Source organism: Ignatzschineria larvae DSM 13226, assembly GCF_038500265.1.
GTDB classification, from domain to species: Bacteria; Pseudomonadota; Gammaproteobacteria; order Cardiobacteriales; family Wohlfahrtiimonadaceae; genus Ignatzschineria; species Ignatzschineria larvae.
This window is the reverse complement of record NZ_CP150637.1, coordinates 2,315,629-2,332,132: the sequence shown is the minus strand read 5'-3', so window position 1 is coordinate 2,332,132 and position 16,504 is coordinate 2,315,629. Positions and strand designations below refer to the sequence as shown.

The window sequence follows — 16,504 nt, the reverse complement described above, 5'->3', positions numbered from 1 at the left end:
TTTACAAATGACATTTATATTTACGAATATGCTAATTTAATAATCAATATATCATTTGGTTTTGTAATAAAAAACCTCGGAAAATTCCGAGGTTCTATCAATTGATTAGATCTTATATCAAATAGGTTATCCGATGACTACATCGGCCCTAAGGGTAATCCTAATGCGTAATAACCTAAGAAGAGTGCACCCCAAGTGGTGACGAGAATAATCGAGTAGGGGAACATAATCGATAGGAATGTGCCAAATTTGACTCTGCTGTTGTATTGAGCGATAAGCGCTAGCACCATCGGGAGGTAGGGGTTTGTTGGGGAGATGACATTGGTCGTGGAATCACCAATTCGATAGGCCATCTGAATGGCATCAGGCTCAATGCCTAAGAGCATCAATAGAGGTACAAAGATCGGTGCCATCATCGCCCATTGTGCTGATCCACTGAAGACTACAAGATTGACTAAGCCTGACAGAATAATGAGCGCTCCTAACATCACGATGGAGGGTAATTCTACACTTGAAAGGAAATCAGCACCGGATACCGCAAGCCAAAGTGAGAGATTTGTCCAGTTAAACCAACCGATAAACTGGGCAATAAAGAAGACTAATACGATATAACCCCCTACATTTTTAAGAGCATTCGTCATTAATCTTGGCAGATCATCAAAGCTTTGAATTGTGCCAGCTAAAACACCAAAGACGATTGAGCAGCTGATAAAGAAAGTCATAATAATCGGAATCATGCCACTTAAGAATGGAGAGGGCACTAATCCCCCTGAAGGACCACGCAGTGGGGAATTTTCGGGATAGATCGTAATGACTAAGAGCGCAATAAAGAGTAGCGCAAAGAGCCCTGTATATTTAAGCGCCCGGCGATCTCGATCGGAAACGGCATATTTTTGACTCTCATCAGAGGCTTTTGCCCCAAAATCTTCCTCTACGGGAAAGCGGGGTTCAATCAGCTTTTCCGTAATCCAAGAGCTCATGATGGTGAGAAATGGCACTGAAAGAAGCATAAAATACCAGTTTGCCGCCGGTGTAATTTCAGCCCCATTAATCGTTGCGGAAGCCTCATTGGTAACGCCAGAGAGTAATACATCCGTCCCGGCAATAAAGATATTGGCTGTAAAACCCGCTGCAACCGCCACAAAGCCGGCACAGATTCCTACAACCGGATTGCGTTTTGTTGCGGCAAAAATAATACCGGCAAGGGGAGGCACTAACACAAAGGCGGCATCAGAGGCTAAGTTACCCACAATGCCCACTAAAAAGATAGAAGCTGTTACAAACCGACGAGGCGCATTGAGGAGTAATGTTTTAATAGCAACATCAGCTAGCTTAACCTCTTGGACTAAACCGACTGCGATCATCATACAGAGTACAAGTCCTAAGGGTTTGAAGTTAATGAAGTTTGTGACTGTTGATTGAAGAATATAGACTAATCCTTCGCCACTAATGAGATTGCGAATAGGCACTGTTTCATGTGAAACAGGATGGGTAATATTGAGTCCTGAACCGCTCATAATCGCTGATATTACTGCAATAATCAGGCAGAAAATCATAAAGAGATAGAGTGGATTTGGAATTTTATTTCCGATGGTTTCAATATAATCGAACCAACTTTTTTTCTGCATAAGAAGCCTCCAACCCAGTAAACCGGGCGTTATTGATCTATAAGTATTAAAGCGCTCGCCCTATATTGGGTAGCATGAAGGTTTAATTATGGATTCTATGAATCCTGATTTTCACGGATTATAATCGTCAAATGCGATAAGATCTTGCGTGAATAGTTATCAATAAAATTGATAATTTGTTTAATGAGTTATTTTTGTTTATTGTTTTAGCCGTTCGCAGGCAGAGAAAAATACCGGCAGATGATACAGATAATGAAAGATCATTACTGCATCATCTCGCAGGCATCTATGGAGAACCGTTGAAAATAATAGAATCGATTTCAGATAGTAGTGAGATCGATCTTAAGGGTTAAATGGCTTGTTGGTACGAGCGAACAACCTCAACTAGAAAGGAAGCACCTAAGGGAATAATCGCATCATTAAAATCATAATGACTGTTATGTAATCCCACAGAATGTCCTTCTGCTTGATCACCATTGCCGATAAAGAGGTAACATCCCGGTACTTCCTGTAGGAAGAAAGCAAAATCCTCGCTCGTCATCTGTTCAGTAATATCCAATACAACATGTTCAGGGCCAACCAGTTCAGTCGCAACCGCAATTGCTCGAGCTGCTTCTGCTTCAGTATTGACAGTTACCGGATGACTTACTGGGCCAAGTTTAATGCTTGCTTCCATACCAAAGGCGGCCCCCATATTTTCTACCAATGCGGTTAATTTTGCGAGAATATCCGCGCGAACCGCTTCATTGTGGGTGCGGATTGTCCCCGCCATTTTTGCTGTACCGGCAATTGCATTGGTGGTTTCCCCGACATGGAGTTGGGTAATGGCAACAACAATCGGAGAGAGTGGATCAATGGTTCTTGCCACTAATCCCTGAACCCCCTGATAAATATGGGTCGCCACTAAAAGAGGATCTTGGGTATGATGGGGTTGTGCCGCGTGGCCACTTTTTCCCTTAATATCGATAAAGATACGATCAGAGCTTGCCATAATACTGCCGGGTTTAATCGCAAAACTACCTGCTGGTAGGCTTGGCCAATTGTGCATGGCGTAGACTGCTTCTACGGGGTATTTTTGTAATACTTGCTCTTTTAGAACGAGTGTTTCCGCACCGCCTCGTCCCTCCTCTGCGGGTTGGAAAAAGAGCACTGCTGTGCCAGCAAAATCGCGATAGCTTGCTAAATATTTTGCAGCCATTAAGAGCATAGTGGTATGCCCATCATGTCCACAAGCATGCATAGTACCTTGATGTTGAGATCGATGATCAAAGGTATTCTCTTCGGTGACCGGTAGTGCATCGATATCGGCGCGTAAACCGATCATCGGGCCCGGTAAATTCCCTTTAATGGTGGCAACAACGGCGGTTTTAGCAAAGCTTAGATCGATAGAATCGACACCATAACGCGTTAAGAGATCGTTGATGGTCTTTTGAGTTTGTTGTTCTTCAAAGCCGAGCTCTGGATGTTGGTGAATTGAACGTCTAATTTCTTGAGCTTCAGATTGCCAAGATTGCAAGACTTCCAAGCTTTTCATGTTTCTCTCCGTATTTTCCGATGGTTTGTCACAAAATTTATCGACATTTAAAGGCCAAAATCCAGATCTAACGTATTAAGAATCTTGACAATTGATAAATTTTGTTTTCTTTTTTGTAATTATTGTTATGAGTACAACCTACAACTTCTTTTCATTCAGTGCAAGTTTTATTGTTAGTTGTAGTAGTAATTCAATGCCACACAGAATATCTTTCTCGTGGCTTGCCTCTTTGGGGTTATGGCTAATGCCGGCAATACTGGGGATAAAGAGCATTGCTGTTTTTGCAATGGATGCCATAAAGGCAGCATCGTGTCCTGCGCCACTGGCCATTTTCAGGTAGGGAATGTTAGCTGATTGTGCAATTGTTTCACTTAGTGCAAGTAATGAAGTATCCATTAGAACCGGAGATGTATCCGTTGTTATTTCCCAATGATAGGGGAAATGAAGCTGCTCTAAGTAGGCTTGTAATTGTGTTTTAAAGTGCGTGAAAAATTGTGGTTTTGTCGAGCGTGTATCAACCATTAAAGTGGTACTACCGGGCACAACATTCATGGCATTTGGATGATTTTCAATCATTCCACAAGTTGCTACAAATGATTCTTCCTGCATAGAGGCCTCTATTGAAAGTTGATTCGTAATTTCATGGATGGCTACAATCGTTTTAGCTGCAGCTACGAGTGTATCTTGCCGCATATTCATTGGTGTTGTCCCGGCATGATTGCTGATCCCCTTAAATTGAATTTTTAGCCGTTCTATGCCTACGATATGCGTCACTAGACCAATTTTTTTGTGAGTCTTTTCTAATACAGGGCCTTGTTCTATATGTAACTCTAAAAAATAATTATCGAGATTTGCAGAAGGTGTTTTCAGTAACTGGTCAGGATCTCCACCCACACGTTGAATGGCATCTGCTAATATTTCTCCTGTTTTCGGGTGTTTTAACGCAAGATGCTCAGCAGATAATTGACCCGATAAACCGCGACTACCGATACAGGATATTCCCCAATCGCTCGTCTCTTCCGCTAGGAAATCAATAAGCTCAATACTACAGTTTGGAGTGATCTTTTTTTCTACGAAGTAACGTAAGATGGTAAGCCCTGCAATTACACCTAATATACCATCTAAGATGCCACCATTTGGAACTGTATCGCTATGAGAACCGATATAGATGGTTGTCTCAGTTTCACCCTGTAAACGAGCCCTTAAATTTCCAGCATTATCGATAAAAGGTTTTAATCCAAGTTGCTTAAGTTGCGCAATCAGATAAGCACGGCCTTCTTGATACTTTTCCGTAAAAGCTCTGCGGGTAAAAGGTTTATCAGGTTCGGTAATCGCTTTTAAGGATTCGATATCTTTCAAAGCTTGTTGTTGTAAAGATGAGGGTAAGAATATACATTCATACATGGTTATTTCTCCTTTAGGTGGGATGTTTCACGGGAAACATTGAATACTCCTTTGGCCGATATTGAGAATAATTAATTTCATGACCAATATGTATAGAGGTATCCAATATAAAGATATGTAGAGATATCTATACCTTAAATATTTCGTATTTGTCTAAAAATAAGCAATATTACAGCGGGAATAACATTTGTTGAGTCTTAAAGATAGTTGAGTCTTAAAGATAGGCTATATGTGTATTATAATGTTTATTAATTATATAAAAATATTGCAAATAAATTAAGCTTACCAAAAAAGGCACTTGTCAAAAAAATGATAGTGTTAATACCATAAATTTTGTCTTTTTTTGTCAAAATTTCTTGAAAAGTGAAAGATGATCCCCATTTTGTGATACGTAAGGGGAATAATCTAATAACTTAAGAAAGTGTGTAGGATAAGAATAGAGTATTAGGTTCCAACAATCCCCAGCTACGATCAATAAACTTATAGGGAGATTTTGGATGAACCAAGATAAATTTACACAAGCATTTTTAAATGCTTTAAGCGGCGCACAAACATTAGCGCTGACCAATGATAATCAATATATTGAACCAGAACATATTTTAAGCACGATGATTAATCAACGTGAAGGTTCAATTTTGCCACTTTTCCGGCAATGTCGCGCGAATATTGCGCTTCTAAACCAGAAAGTGAATGAAGAGATTGAAAAGTTCCCGAAAATTTCGGGCAGTAATGATATTCATATTAGCCAAAATTTACAGCGCGTTTTAGTGGCCTCTGAAAAAGAGATGCATAAACGGGGCGATGGCTATCTCTCATCTGAAGTATTTGTATTAGGTGTGTTAGATGAGAATAAGAAATTAGCCGAGATTCTTAGAGAGTGCGGCGTCAATAAAGAGGTTTTAAATCGTGCAATTGATGCGATTCGCGGAGGTGAGAGCGTGCAAGATCCCAATGCAGAAGAGAAACGGGAAGCATTGAATAAATATACAGTGGATTTAACCGAGCGTGCAGAGCTTGGTAAACTCGATCCTGTCATCGGACGTGATGATGAGATTCGTCGTGCGATTCAAGTATTATCTCGCCGTACCAAAAATAACCCTGTATTAATCGGGGAGCCTGGAGTGGGTAAAACTGCGATCGTGGAAGGGCTTGCCCAACGTATCGTCAATGGCGAAGTGCCGGAAGGATTGAAAGGAAAACGTGTTTTATCATTAGATTTAGGTGCGTTAATTGCCGGTGCTAAATTCCGTGGTGAATTTGAAGAGCGCTTAAAAGCGGTTTTAAATGAACTTGAGAAAGCCGATGGTCAAGTGATTCTCTTTATCGATGAGATTCATATGATGGTCGGAGCGGGTAAAACAGATGGCGCGATGGATGCCGGTAACTTACTCAAACCTGCCCTCTCTCGTGGTGAACTGCACTGTATCGGGGCAACTACACTGAATGAATATCGTGAATATATCGAGAAAGATGCAGCGCTTGAGCGCCGTTTCCAACAAGTATTAGTAGAAGAACCCACTGTGGAAGATACCATTGCGATTCTTCGAGGATTGAAAGAGCGTTATGAGATTCATCACGGGGTTGAGATTACTGACCCGGCGATTGTTGCGGCCGCAACCCTTTCTCATCGTTATATTACCGATCGACAATTGCCAGATAAAGCGATTGACCTCATTGATGAAGCGGGAAGCCAAATTCGGATGGAGATCGACTCTAAACCCGAGGCGATGGATAAACTTGATCGCCGGATTATTCAGCTCAAAATTGAGCGGGAAGCGATTAAGAAAGAGACGGATGATGCTTCTAAGAAACGTCTTGAAACCTTAGAAACTGAGCTCTCTAAATTGGAGAAGGAGTATGCCGACCTTGAAGAGGTTTGGAAAATTGAGAAGAGCTTAATGCAAGGGGCAACCTCTCTGAAAGAGGATCTCGATCAAGCGCGTATTGAGCTTGAAGCTGCGAAACGTAGTGGCGATCTTGCGAAGATGAGTGAGCTTCAATATGGCCGTATTCCTGAGCTTGAGCGTCAATTGAAAGAGTCACAAGCCGCAGAAAATCACGAAGAGCGGGAACATAAACTTGTTCGTACTAAAGTGACAGCGAATGAGATTGCCGATGTGGTCTCTAAATGGACCGGTATCCCTGTAAGTCGAATGATGGAAGGAGAACGGGAAAAACTGCTTCGAATGGAAGAGGTTCTCGGTGAAAATGTCATTGGTCAGAAAGAGGCTATTACAGCAGTCTCTGATGCGGTACGTCGTTCTCGTGCGGGATTATCAGATCCTAATCGTCCGATCGGTTCCTTCCTCTTCTTAGGTCCAACGGGTGTTGGTAAAACAGAATTGACGAAAACATTGGCCACATTCCTCTTTGATGATGAGAATGCAATGCTTCGTTTAGATATGTCTGAGTTTATGGAGAAACACTCGGTCGCGCGCTTAATTGGTGCGCCTCCAGGATATGTGGGGTATGAAGAGGGCGGTTACTTAACAGAAGCGGTGCGCCGTCGTCCTTACTCTGTCATTCTACTCGATGAGGTGGAGAAAGCGCATCCTGATGTCTTTAATATCTTATTGCAGGTATTAGATGATGGCCGCTTAACCGATGGTCAAGGTCGGACGGTGGATTTCAAAAATACCGTCATTATTATGACCTCGAATTTAGGTTCACACTTGATCCAAGAGCAAGCAAGTCGTTTAAGTGATTTGAGTGAAAAAGATCAATATCTTGCAATGCGCGAATCAGTGATGGATGTGGTCGGTCAACACTTCCGCCCAGAGTTTATCAACCGTATTGATGATATTGTTGTCTTCCACCCATTAGGAAAAGAGCATATCCGCGCGATTGCTAAATTACAGGTGAATCGTGTTGTTAAACGTTTGCTTGAGCACGATGTGATCTTAACGGTGACCGCGGAAGGCCTCGATAAATTGGGCGAAATTGGTTACGATCCTGTCTTTGGCGCGCGTCCACTCAAACGTGCAATCCAAACCCATCTTGAAAACCCACTTGCAAAAGCATTCTTACGTGGGGAATTCAAAGGGGGCGATACCGTGATCATTGATGGTGATCTGAATATGGATATTATCGATGCCGAAGTCATTGTTGAGTAATTGATATAAACGAATATTATAGAGTATTGATTCACGATTGATTAATGACAATTAGCCTTGCCTATCAAATGATAGGCAAGGTTTTTTGTTTACGATAAGTATCGGCAATAACATAGCATTTATGAAAAAAACCGATCATAATAGTGAATAAAATTCTAGTTTCAGATAAAAATTGAGAAGCTTCTAGGACTCGTTGTATTCAATGCATTATTCATAATGTTCATAACGCAAGGGGAGAGAAGTGAGCGATGGAGAATAACAATGATGAGACGAAAAAGAGCGGGTGTTTACCGCGCTAGATCTGTAATGCAGCAGGGTTGTCAAGTAGAGGTTACCGCTAGAGACCATACTATTATCGCTGATGAACCGGCGCCGATGGGGAAAGATAGCGGGATGATGCCGATTGAGTTATTACTTGCTGCTTTAAGTAGCTGTAAAACGATTGTCTTACAAGAAACGGCTAAAAATTTACAGATTCCTTTAAGTCATCTATCGGTTGAAGTAGAGGGCGATTTTGATCCTGCCGGTTTTATGGGCGATCCGACTGTTCCGATAGGCTTTAGTGCGCTTCGTACTCTCTATCATATTGAAAGCCCGGCGACATCTGAGGATATCGATACCTTGATTGCCTATGTGGAGAGCCATTGCCCGGTTGCCGCAACGCTCATAAATACACCTGAATCTACAATTGAAGTAGATTATCGCTGTACGGCAATTTAGATTAATCAATAGTGAGATCAATAGATTAATATTATTTATATAGATTTTCTGCAATTATCCTCTCTATGAAATTTATCTTGAATATATTTTACATATATTTATTTATGATATGAGAATAAATGGTAAAGTGCTCGTGAGAGCCGTGGAGGTCTGATGGATGTTGTAAAGGGCATGCTATATAGTGCAAATGATCTACTATGGTCTTATCCTCTTGTACTTCTTTTAATTCTTGTTGGCGTCTACTTTTCGATTAAAACTGCATTTTTACAATTTCGGTGTTTTAAAGAGATGTGGCGTTTATTGAAGGAGTATCCTCGTAACGGTCAAGGAATTTCCTCTTTTCAATCCTTTAGTTTAAGTTTAGCGAGCCGTATTGGTTCGAGTAATATATTAGGTGTTGCCTTAGCGATTAGCATTGGTGGCCCCGGCGCTGTTTTTTGGATGTGGTGTGTGGCTTTTTTGGGGATGGCGACTTCATTTGCGGAGAATACGTTAGGACAACTCTATAAGGTAAAAGATGGGGATCTCTATCGCGGTGGAACTGCTTACTACATTGAAAAAGCGCTTGGTTGGCATAATTATGCTGCTGTTTTCGCACTCCTTCTTATTACGAGTTTCGGTGTACTTTTTACGCTTGTTCAATCAAATATTATTGCGCAATCGTTCAGTATGGTTTATTCCCTTGATGAAGAGTGGGTTGTCGCTTTTTTAGTTGGGATAATTGGTGTAATTATTGTTGGGGGACTGCGTCGTATTGTGCATGTCACTGAGATTTTAGTGCCATTTATGTTACTCATTTATCTAGGCGTTACAGGTTATATTATGTTGCGTAATATTACCTTATTGCCGGATATTTTATCGTTAATCGTCAATAATGCTTTAGGCTTCAGAGAGCTATTAGGTGGCGGTATGGGGATTGCCCTTGTTCAAGGAACGCGCCGAGGCATCTTCTCTAATGAGGCTGGTACAGGCTCTATTTCCAGTGCTGGTGCAAGTGCTAATGTTTCTCATCCAGTGAAGCAAGGCTTTATTCAGAGTCTTGGTGTCTTTGTGGATACTATGGTAGTGAGTACATGTACTGCTTTTATTATTTTAATTTCAGGATTATATGGACATGGCGTGCCGAATGGCATTCTACTCACACAAGCCTCAATGGCGATTCATATTGGTAGCCTAGCTCCTTATTTAGTCTCTATTTCCCTCTTTCTATTTTCTTTCACCTCGGTCATTAGTAATTACTACTATGGAGAGAGTAATCTACGCTTTTTAAGTGATAAGCACGTTGCATTACAAGGATATCGAGTGCTCTTTCTTGCAATGATTGTGATAGGGCCTTTCATTGAGGCTAGTTTTGTTTGGGAGAGTATTGATTTTATGATCGGAGTGATGATGTTGCTAAATGCGATTGTATTGCTACGATTAAGCCCTACGGTGATGATTCTCTTTAAAGATTATGTACTACAACGAAAAGCGGGGCTTGATCCTGTATTCTACGCGGATGATTTCCCTACGATTACCGGTACCGAATGTTGGCAAAATGAAATACCGGAGAATATCGATGAAGTAGATGATCCTTATTTTAAAGCAATGCCTCAGTAAGAGGCTCAAAGTCTTTCAGCGATAAGTTCATTACCCAATAAAAGTAGATTCGTGGCGGGAGGGAATGTTTGCAAAGCCAGACAAATCCCGCGCCCGCAGATGAGCGATGATCAATCTCTCGGTATGAAGAAATGCCACAACTGCCGGCGCGAGGTCGAGGGAAGAGCGGGATATTTCGCCCCGGCGATGCGAGAAACTGTCTTAATGATTTTAAGTAAAAGCGGATGGTTAAATCTTCTTAATCACTTCGTGATCAGACACCAAAATTTTCCGATCTTTAAAGAGCGCGCCTAATGCTTTTTTAAAGGCTGATTTGCTGACACCAAATGCTTTATGGATCTCTTCAGGGCTACTTTTATCACCTAAAGGCATCTTACCGCGATATTCGCTCAATTTCCGCAAAATAGCTTCTTCTAAGGTCTCTCTCGCCTCTGCTGTTTTGATGATCGGGCGTTGAATTACATCGAGCTTATCATCTTCCCGGACAAATTTAATAAAGCCCGGCACTTCATCGCCAATCTCAAGATCGCCAATGACATCATTATGGTAGATTAAGCCCCAATGTGCGTGATCCACAATCACTTTCACACCGAGATCGGTTTTTTCTGCCACGATTAAGGAGACTTCGTGACCTTCTTGATACATATGCTGTTTTTGATCGAGGAATTTCTCGATTTTCATACTTGCGGTAATACGTTCAGAGATAGGATCAATATAGGTATAAACCAGGGCAAAGTCACCGGCGTGAAGTGTCCCGATCTCTTCGCTAAAGGGCATCATCAGATCTTTCGGTAAACCCCAATCAAAGAAGATCCCATAATCATTAATCTCTACCACTTGCAGATCGGCAAATTTTCCCACTTCCGTATAAGGGCGGGTTGTGGTGGCGATAAAATTGTTTTTATGATCGAGATAGACAAAGACATCAAGCCATTTCCCGACTTGATGCGGTTGATTGTGGGGAATCTCTTTGGTGGGAAGTAAAACATCCCCCTCGAGGATCAATCCCATTTTGTTTTTTTCAATAATGGTCAGACGATTCATCTGTCCCAATTTGGGTTCATTGTCGTGATAGTAAGACATACGGCCTTTAAATGTAGATAGAGAACAACAAGTTTGGCACTTAGATGTGCCGAACAATCTCTCTATTATAAGCACTTCCCACAAAAGCGATAGGATAATTCTATGATCGTTTACTTCTCAATCTCAATAATCGGCCAATGACGAGCTTTGGCAATGGCCTCAAGCTCGGCATCTGGCTGAATAATATAGGGGAATTCTACTGCTTCTAAGAGGGCAATATCATTAATAGAATCGGTATAGAAGTAGCAATCTTCAAAAAATGCCGCATCCGATTGACGATGCTCTTGAAAGAGAGTTAATTTTCCGCCTTGATAAGGGGAGGTGCCGATGACATTAGTAGTATAAAATCCATTATTTTCCGCCACTGCAACCCCGAAACTTGTATCAATATTAAAGCATTGCTTGGCAATGGCGCGTACAAGAAATTGAGGAGAAGAGGAGATAATGATCACTTCTCGATGTTGCTGATGTTGCCGGACACACGCTAACATCTGCGGGATAATAATTGGCGTGATCTGCGCTTCAATATAACGCTTGAGAAGCTGATCAATCTCGGTAATAGGCAGATGAATCACCGGCGTTAATGAGAGTTTGATGTAATCTTCCACTTTAAGTTTTTTCTGCCGATAATGATCCATTAGTTCCGCTTCCCTTTTATAAAAGGCCGGTAAATCTTCGACAAAACCTTGCTCTGCAATCCAATGACACCAACGAGTGGAGGAATCCCCATTAATGAGTGTTAAATCAAGGTCAAATATTGCGGTCATGTAATGGTTCCTTTTGTCATAGTGAATTTCATCATATATCAATATGATACAGGTTAATTGACTATTTAACATTGAGTTATAGTAGCAACCTATTCTCTTTTTTAGTTATCTTTCCAAAATCCCATTCACAGCACAGACCGCTGAAGCCCACGCCCATTGGAAGTTATAACCGCCGAGCCAACCGACGACATCGACGACTTCCCCGATAAAGTAGAGATTTAGGCAACGTTGACTCTCCATCGTTTTGGGATTGAGTTCTTTGGTATTGATGCCGCCTCTTGTGGCTTCTGCTGTCTTATGGCCGTCGGTACCACAAGGGGTAATAGTCCAATGATTGAGGTTAGTTGCGAGTCGTTGCAAGATTTTATTAGGAATCTCAGGGAGCGGCGTGGTTTGATACTCTGCCAATGCAGGACGATTGAGCCAAAATTGAATGAGACGCTTGGGCATTGCCGGAATGAGTTCGGTCAGTGCCCGCTCAAGCTGATATTTGACTTTGGGTTTGAGGGCAATGAGCGCTGATTCTAAATCGACTTCAGGGGCGAAGTTGAGTGTAATGGGTTGACCGGGTTGCCAATAACTCGAGATCTGTAAAATCGCAGGTCCTGATAAGCCTTTATGACGAAAGAGTAGATCTTCTTGGAATGTAATCGTTTTTTTACCTTTCTGATCTTTTGCGGTTGAGACACTGACCGGTAGGGAAATACCCGCAAGTGTTACAAAATTGTCCTGTTCCCAAAAATCAAAATGAAGCGGTACTAATGCCGGACGAGGCGGGATAATAGAGTGGCCAAAGGATTGGGCGATCTTATAACCAAAATCTGTTGCGCCAATTTTCGGAATGGCTAAGCCGCCGGTAGCGATTATGAGATAATCTGCGGTAAAAATCCCCTCTGTTGTACTGACTTCGAAATACGCTCTATGTGAGGTTTGATCCTCTGTTGTGATGCTGTGAATGGCGTGAACTTTGCAAGGATAGCGCAGATCTACGTTCCCTTTACGGCACTCAGCGAGGAGCATTGCTACAATATCTTTAGAAGATGCCTTTTGTTCACGATCACAAAAGAGCTGTCCTCGATGCTTTTCGGTATAAGGAATCTGATACTGTTCGACTAAGGCGATAAAGTCTTGCGCGGTAAAATTCGATAAGGCGTAACGGACAAATTTGGGATTCTCTGAAACATAGTAGTTTGAGGCATCAAAACCATCGATATGAGTATTGGTAAAGTTACAAAATCCCCCGCCGGCAATTCGGATTTTCTCACCAATTTTGGGCGCTGAATCAAGCAATAGAACAGAATGACCTGCTTGCCCTAAGCGACTTGCCGCCATTAAACCTGCGGCTCCTGCGCCAATAATAATGGTTTGAAAATGATGTGCCGTTGTCATAATTATCCTAGTGGCCTGTGGAGTGTATGTTGTAAAGTTAATCTATCAAATCGCTTTATAGGATCGACTAATCAGATCCGTTTGATTGCAACGCTATTTGAATCCTATTTCAAGGTGATCGAAACGAGGGGCATTATAACCTATTAAGGAATCACAATATTGTAAATCCCTATTAAGGGTCGTGAGAAAGCGAATGACGGAATCTCTGATACTTTTATATCAAGGCATCGAGAGAGATTGGATAGGCGGGTTGTAAATTTCCGGACTATCTGCCGGGAGGTTTGCTACACTGATTTCGATGAAGTGGGATCGTGGTTTGTGATAACAATCAATAATAAATTATGAATCATAAACAATATAAAAAATAGGACTACTTGAGAATAGGACTACAAAAGGAGAGATAGGATGTCAGGGGAGATTATTGCCATATTAGTGTTGGTCGCGGTGGTTGCCGGGTTTATCGATGCGATTGCCGGCGGTGGCGGATTGATTACGCTACCGGCACTACTGCTGTCAGGACTTACACCGGTACAAGCGCTTGCCACGAATAAATTACAATCCTCAGCCGGCTCTTTTTCGGCCACGGTGGCCTTTTTTCGTAAGGGGTTGATCAAATGGCATTTCTCGAAATGGGTCTTCTTTATGGCTTTTGCCGGCGGTACGATTGGTGCGCTATTAGCCACGAAATTGCCGGCGACTTTTCTGCAGGTGATTGTCCCGATTCTTCTACTCTGCGTTGCGATCTACTTTCTGCTTTCTCCCTCATTAGATGGGAAAGAGAAGCGAGCGAAGATCTCACGTACGTTATTCCTTCTCACTTTTGTCCCCTTGATCGGCTTTTATGATGGAATCTTCGGCCCAGGCACAGGCTCATTTTTTATGGTGGCATTTGTGCTGATGCTCGGCTCTACGTTAGTGAATGCCATTGCCGAAACCAAATTGGCCAATTTTGCCTCTAATATTGGCTCACTCTTTATCTTTGCTTTTTCCGGAGAGATGCAGATTCTACTTGGTTTATTAATGGCTTGCGGTGCTTTTATCGGCGCACAACTCGGCGCGCGGTTTGCGGTGAAATATGGTGGGCGCGTGATTCGGCCGTTACTGATCGTAATGAGTGTCGCAATGGCGCTTAAATTACTCTTAGAACCGACCAATCCTCTCTCGCAGTGGTTGTTACAGTTTTTCTAATGCCGTATCTGTTCGCATTTAACTGATGGATAAAGCTTGAAGAAAGGGGAATCCTTTCGTGAATATCTGCGATTAAAGTATTATCTTATTAATACAATATTCCATAAAATCACATTCGATGGCTTGCATTTTAAATAAAATCAAGGTAATGATAAAAGGGTACAGAGGAATTGATTTTCTCAATATCTTTTCGCTGAACGTCAACGATACATTGTACTCTACCTCGCAAGAAACAGCAGAGTGATCATAATAATAAAGGGTGTTGCCGGTAGAGATTTACTTATCAGATAGGAGGAATTATGAAGGATTGCTTCATAGGATCAAGGCTTATTGCGCCTTTTAAACGGGCACTGTCAGCAGTGGCAATGATCGGTGCATTAACCGTTACAGGTGCGCAAGCAGCGACTTTAGTCTACTGTTCAGAGGCTTCGCCCGAGACATTTAACCCGCAGCTCTCATCTACCGGTACGACTTTTGATGCAAGTGGTATTCCACTTTATAATCGTTTAACAGAATTTAAACTGGGGACTACGGAATTTGAGCCGAGTTTAGCAGAATCGTGGGATGTGAGTGAGGATGGGAAAGAGTTTACCTTTCATCTTCGTAAAGGGGTGAAGTTCCATAGTAATAAGAGTTTTAAACCCACTCGTGATTTTAATGCCGATGATGTGGTCTTTACCTTTGAGCGGCAGATGAATCCAGATCATCCTTACCATAATGTATCGAGTCGCCAATTTGAGTATTTTGAAGCGATGGGTTTCCCGGATCTGATCGATTCGGTGGAGAAGATCGATGATTATACGGTTAAAATCAATCTCACTCGTCCTGAATCGCCATTTTTAGCGAACTTAGCGATGGCCTTTGCCTCGATCTTATCGGCGGAATATGGCGAGCAATTATTGGCACAAGGGAAACCTGAAGAAATTGATCTTAAACCGATCGGCACCGGTCCTTTCCAATTTAGAACCTATGAGCAAGATTCTCGGATTCTCTATACTAAGTTTAAAGATTACTTTGGTGAGCCGGCGAAGCTCGATCGTTTGATCTTCTCAATTACCCCTGATGCAGCGGTGCGTTATGCGAAGCTGCAAAAAGGGGAATGTCAGGTGATGCCTTATCCCAATCTTGCGGACCTTGAGCGGATGCGACAAGATGAAGCGATTGATGTGAAAGAGCTCACAGGGCTAAATATTGGTTATATGGCCTTTAATATGGATAAACCGCCTTTAGATAAGCTAGAAGTGCGTCAAGCGCTCAGTATGGCGGTGAATAAGGGCGATATTATCGAGGCGATCTTCCAAGGCAATGCCGAAGAAGCGAAAAACTTCATTCCGCCAACAATGTGGGGCTATAACGATCAGATCGAAAATGATACGTACGATATTGAAGGGGCAAAAGCACTCTTAGAGAAAGCCGGTCTTCCTGATGGTTTTGAGTTAACCCTTTGGGCAATGCCGGTTCAACGGCCTTATAACCCTAATGCCCGCCGGATGGCCGAGATGATTCAGGCGGATTGGGCGAAAATTGGGGTGAAAGCGAATATCGTGACTTATGAATGGGGCGAGTATTTGACCCGTATTCGTAATGGTGAGCATGACGCGGTCTTAATGGGCTGGACGGGCGATAATGGGGATCCTGATAACTTCTTCTCATTCCTTTTAAGCTGTGATGCGGTGAAATCGGGTTCGAACTATTCCCGTTGGTGTAATCCTGAGTTTGACGCGATTTTAACAGAGGCGCGATCAACTACAGATCACGACCGTCGTGTGGAGCTCTACCTACAAGCGCAAGAGATCTTAAAAGCAGATCAGCCGGTTCTCAATATTGCGCACTCAACCGTCTATATGCCTGTGCGTAAAGAGGTGGTGAATTACATTATCGATCCTCTGGGTACGCATAATTTTAATCAAGTAGATGTTGAAGATTAAGGTTAATGATGAAGGCTAAAGATTAAGGCATTAGGTCATTCGTAACTTTATCGGTTACGGTGTAGTCATAATGTAGTGTAGTGTCATCAACAGGAGCGCCGGGGAATCTGGCGCTTCTTGTTGTTCGCTTACCCGGTTTGATCTTTTGCTA

The 16,504-nt window shown here is 42.2% G+C and carries 11 protein-coding genes; 5 read left to right on the top strand and 6 right to left on the bottom strand.

What is annotated here, in order from left to right:
* Window positions 1-137: 137 nt before the first annotated feature.
* From WMO13_RS09630 to WMO13_RS09620, 3 genes are all read right to left on the bottom strand, one after another.
* The gene (locus WMO13_RS09630; RefSeq protein ID WP_026879559.1) at window positions 138-1,628 is read right to left on the bottom strand and encodes an AbgT family transporter; all 1,491 of its coding nucleotides are present in this window, start codon (window positions 1,626-1,628) and stop codon (window positions 138-140) included.
* A gap of 349 nt (window positions 1,629-1,977) precedes the next feature.
* Window positions 1,978-3,162: an amidohydrolase gene (locus WMO13_RS09625; RefSeq protein ID WP_026879558.1), complete on the bottom strand. Its 1,185-nt coding sequence runs from the start codon at window positions 3,160-3,162 to the stop codon at window positions 1,978-1,980.
* 138 nt (window positions 3,163-3,300) lie between these two features.
* Window positions 3,301-4,566, bottom strand: a complete 1,266-nt coding sequence (locus tag WMO13_RS09620) for a M20 family metallo-hydrolase (RefSeq protein ID WP_026879557.1) — start codon at window positions 4,564-4,566, stop codon at window positions 3,301-3,303.
* Between the two features lie 497 nt (window positions 4,567-5,063).
* Between WMO13_RS09620 and clpB the strand changes: the two genes are divergently transcribed.
* The 3 genes from clpB to WMO13_RS09605 all read left to right on the top strand — a co-directional run bounded on the left by clpB (window position 5,064) and on the right by WMO13_RS09605 (window position 9,998).
* Window positions 5,064-7,679, top strand: coding sequence for an ATP-dependent chaperone ClpB (clpB, locus tag WMO13_RS09615; protein ID WP_034856209.1), 2,616 nt, complete (start codon window positions 5,064-5,066; stop codon window positions 7,677-7,679).
* Window positions 7,680-7,940: 261 nt separating this feature from the next.
* Window positions 7,941-8,399: an OsmC family protein gene (locus WMO13_RS09610; protein WP_051396333.1), complete on the top strand. Its 459-nt coding sequence runs from the start codon at window positions 7,941-7,943 to the stop codon at window positions 8,397-8,399.
* A 153-nt stretch (window positions 8,400-8,552) separates the two neighbouring features.
* On the top strand, window positions 8,553-9,998 hold the full coding sequence (locus WMO13_RS09605) for an alanine/glycine:cation symporter family protein (protein WP_051396332.1): 1,446 nt from the start codon (window positions 8,553-8,555) through the stop codon (window positions 9,996-9,998).
* 228 nt (window positions 9,999-10,226) lie between these two features.
* Here WMO13_RS09605 and WMO13_RS09600 read toward each other — a convergent pair whose 3' ends face one another.
* The 3 genes from WMO13_RS09600 to WMO13_RS09590 all read right to left on the bottom strand — a co-directional run bounded on the left by WMO13_RS09600 (window position 10,227) and on the right by WMO13_RS09590 (window position 13,237).
* A complete protein-coding gene (locus tag WMO13_RS09600) occupies window positions 10,227-11,081 on the bottom strand; it encodes a CvfB family protein (RefSeq protein ID WP_026879555.1) in 855 nt (284 codons plus the stop codon).
* A gap of 110 nt (window positions 11,082-11,191) precedes the next feature.
* Window positions 11,192-11,848 carry an HAD family hydrolase gene (locus tag WMO13_RS09595; protein WP_026879554.1) on the bottom strand — a complete coding sequence of 219 codons (657 nt, stop codon included), beginning with the start codon at window positions 11,846-11,848 and terminating at the stop codon, window positions 11,192-11,194.
* A gap of 105 nt (window positions 11,849-11,953) precedes the next feature.
* Window positions 11,954-13,237: an NAD(P)/FAD-dependent oxidoreductase gene (locus WMO13_RS09590; RefSeq protein ID WP_026879553.1), complete on the bottom strand. Its 1,284-nt coding sequence runs from the start codon at window positions 13,235-13,237 to the stop codon at window positions 11,954-11,956.
* Between the two features lie 405 nt (window positions 13,238-13,642).
* Here WMO13_RS09590 and WMO13_RS09585 point away from each other — a divergent pair, with 405 nt between their 5' ends.
* Both WMO13_RS09585 and WMO13_RS09580 read left to right on the top strand, forming a co-directional pair.
* Entirely contained in the window at window positions 13,643-14,425 is a 783-nt protein-coding gene (locus WMO13_RS09585) for a TSUP family transporter (RefSeq protein WP_034856206.1), read from the top strand.
* A gap of 365 nt (window positions 14,426-14,790) precedes the next feature.
* The gene (locus WMO13_RS09580) at window positions 14,791-16,353 is read left to right on the top strand and encodes an ABC transporter substrate-binding protein (protein ID WP_416224375.1); all 1,563 of its coding nucleotides are present in this window, start codon (window positions 14,791-14,793) and stop codon (window positions 16,351-16,353) included.
* The last annotated feature ends 151 nt before the right edge of the window (window positions 16,354-16,504 follow it).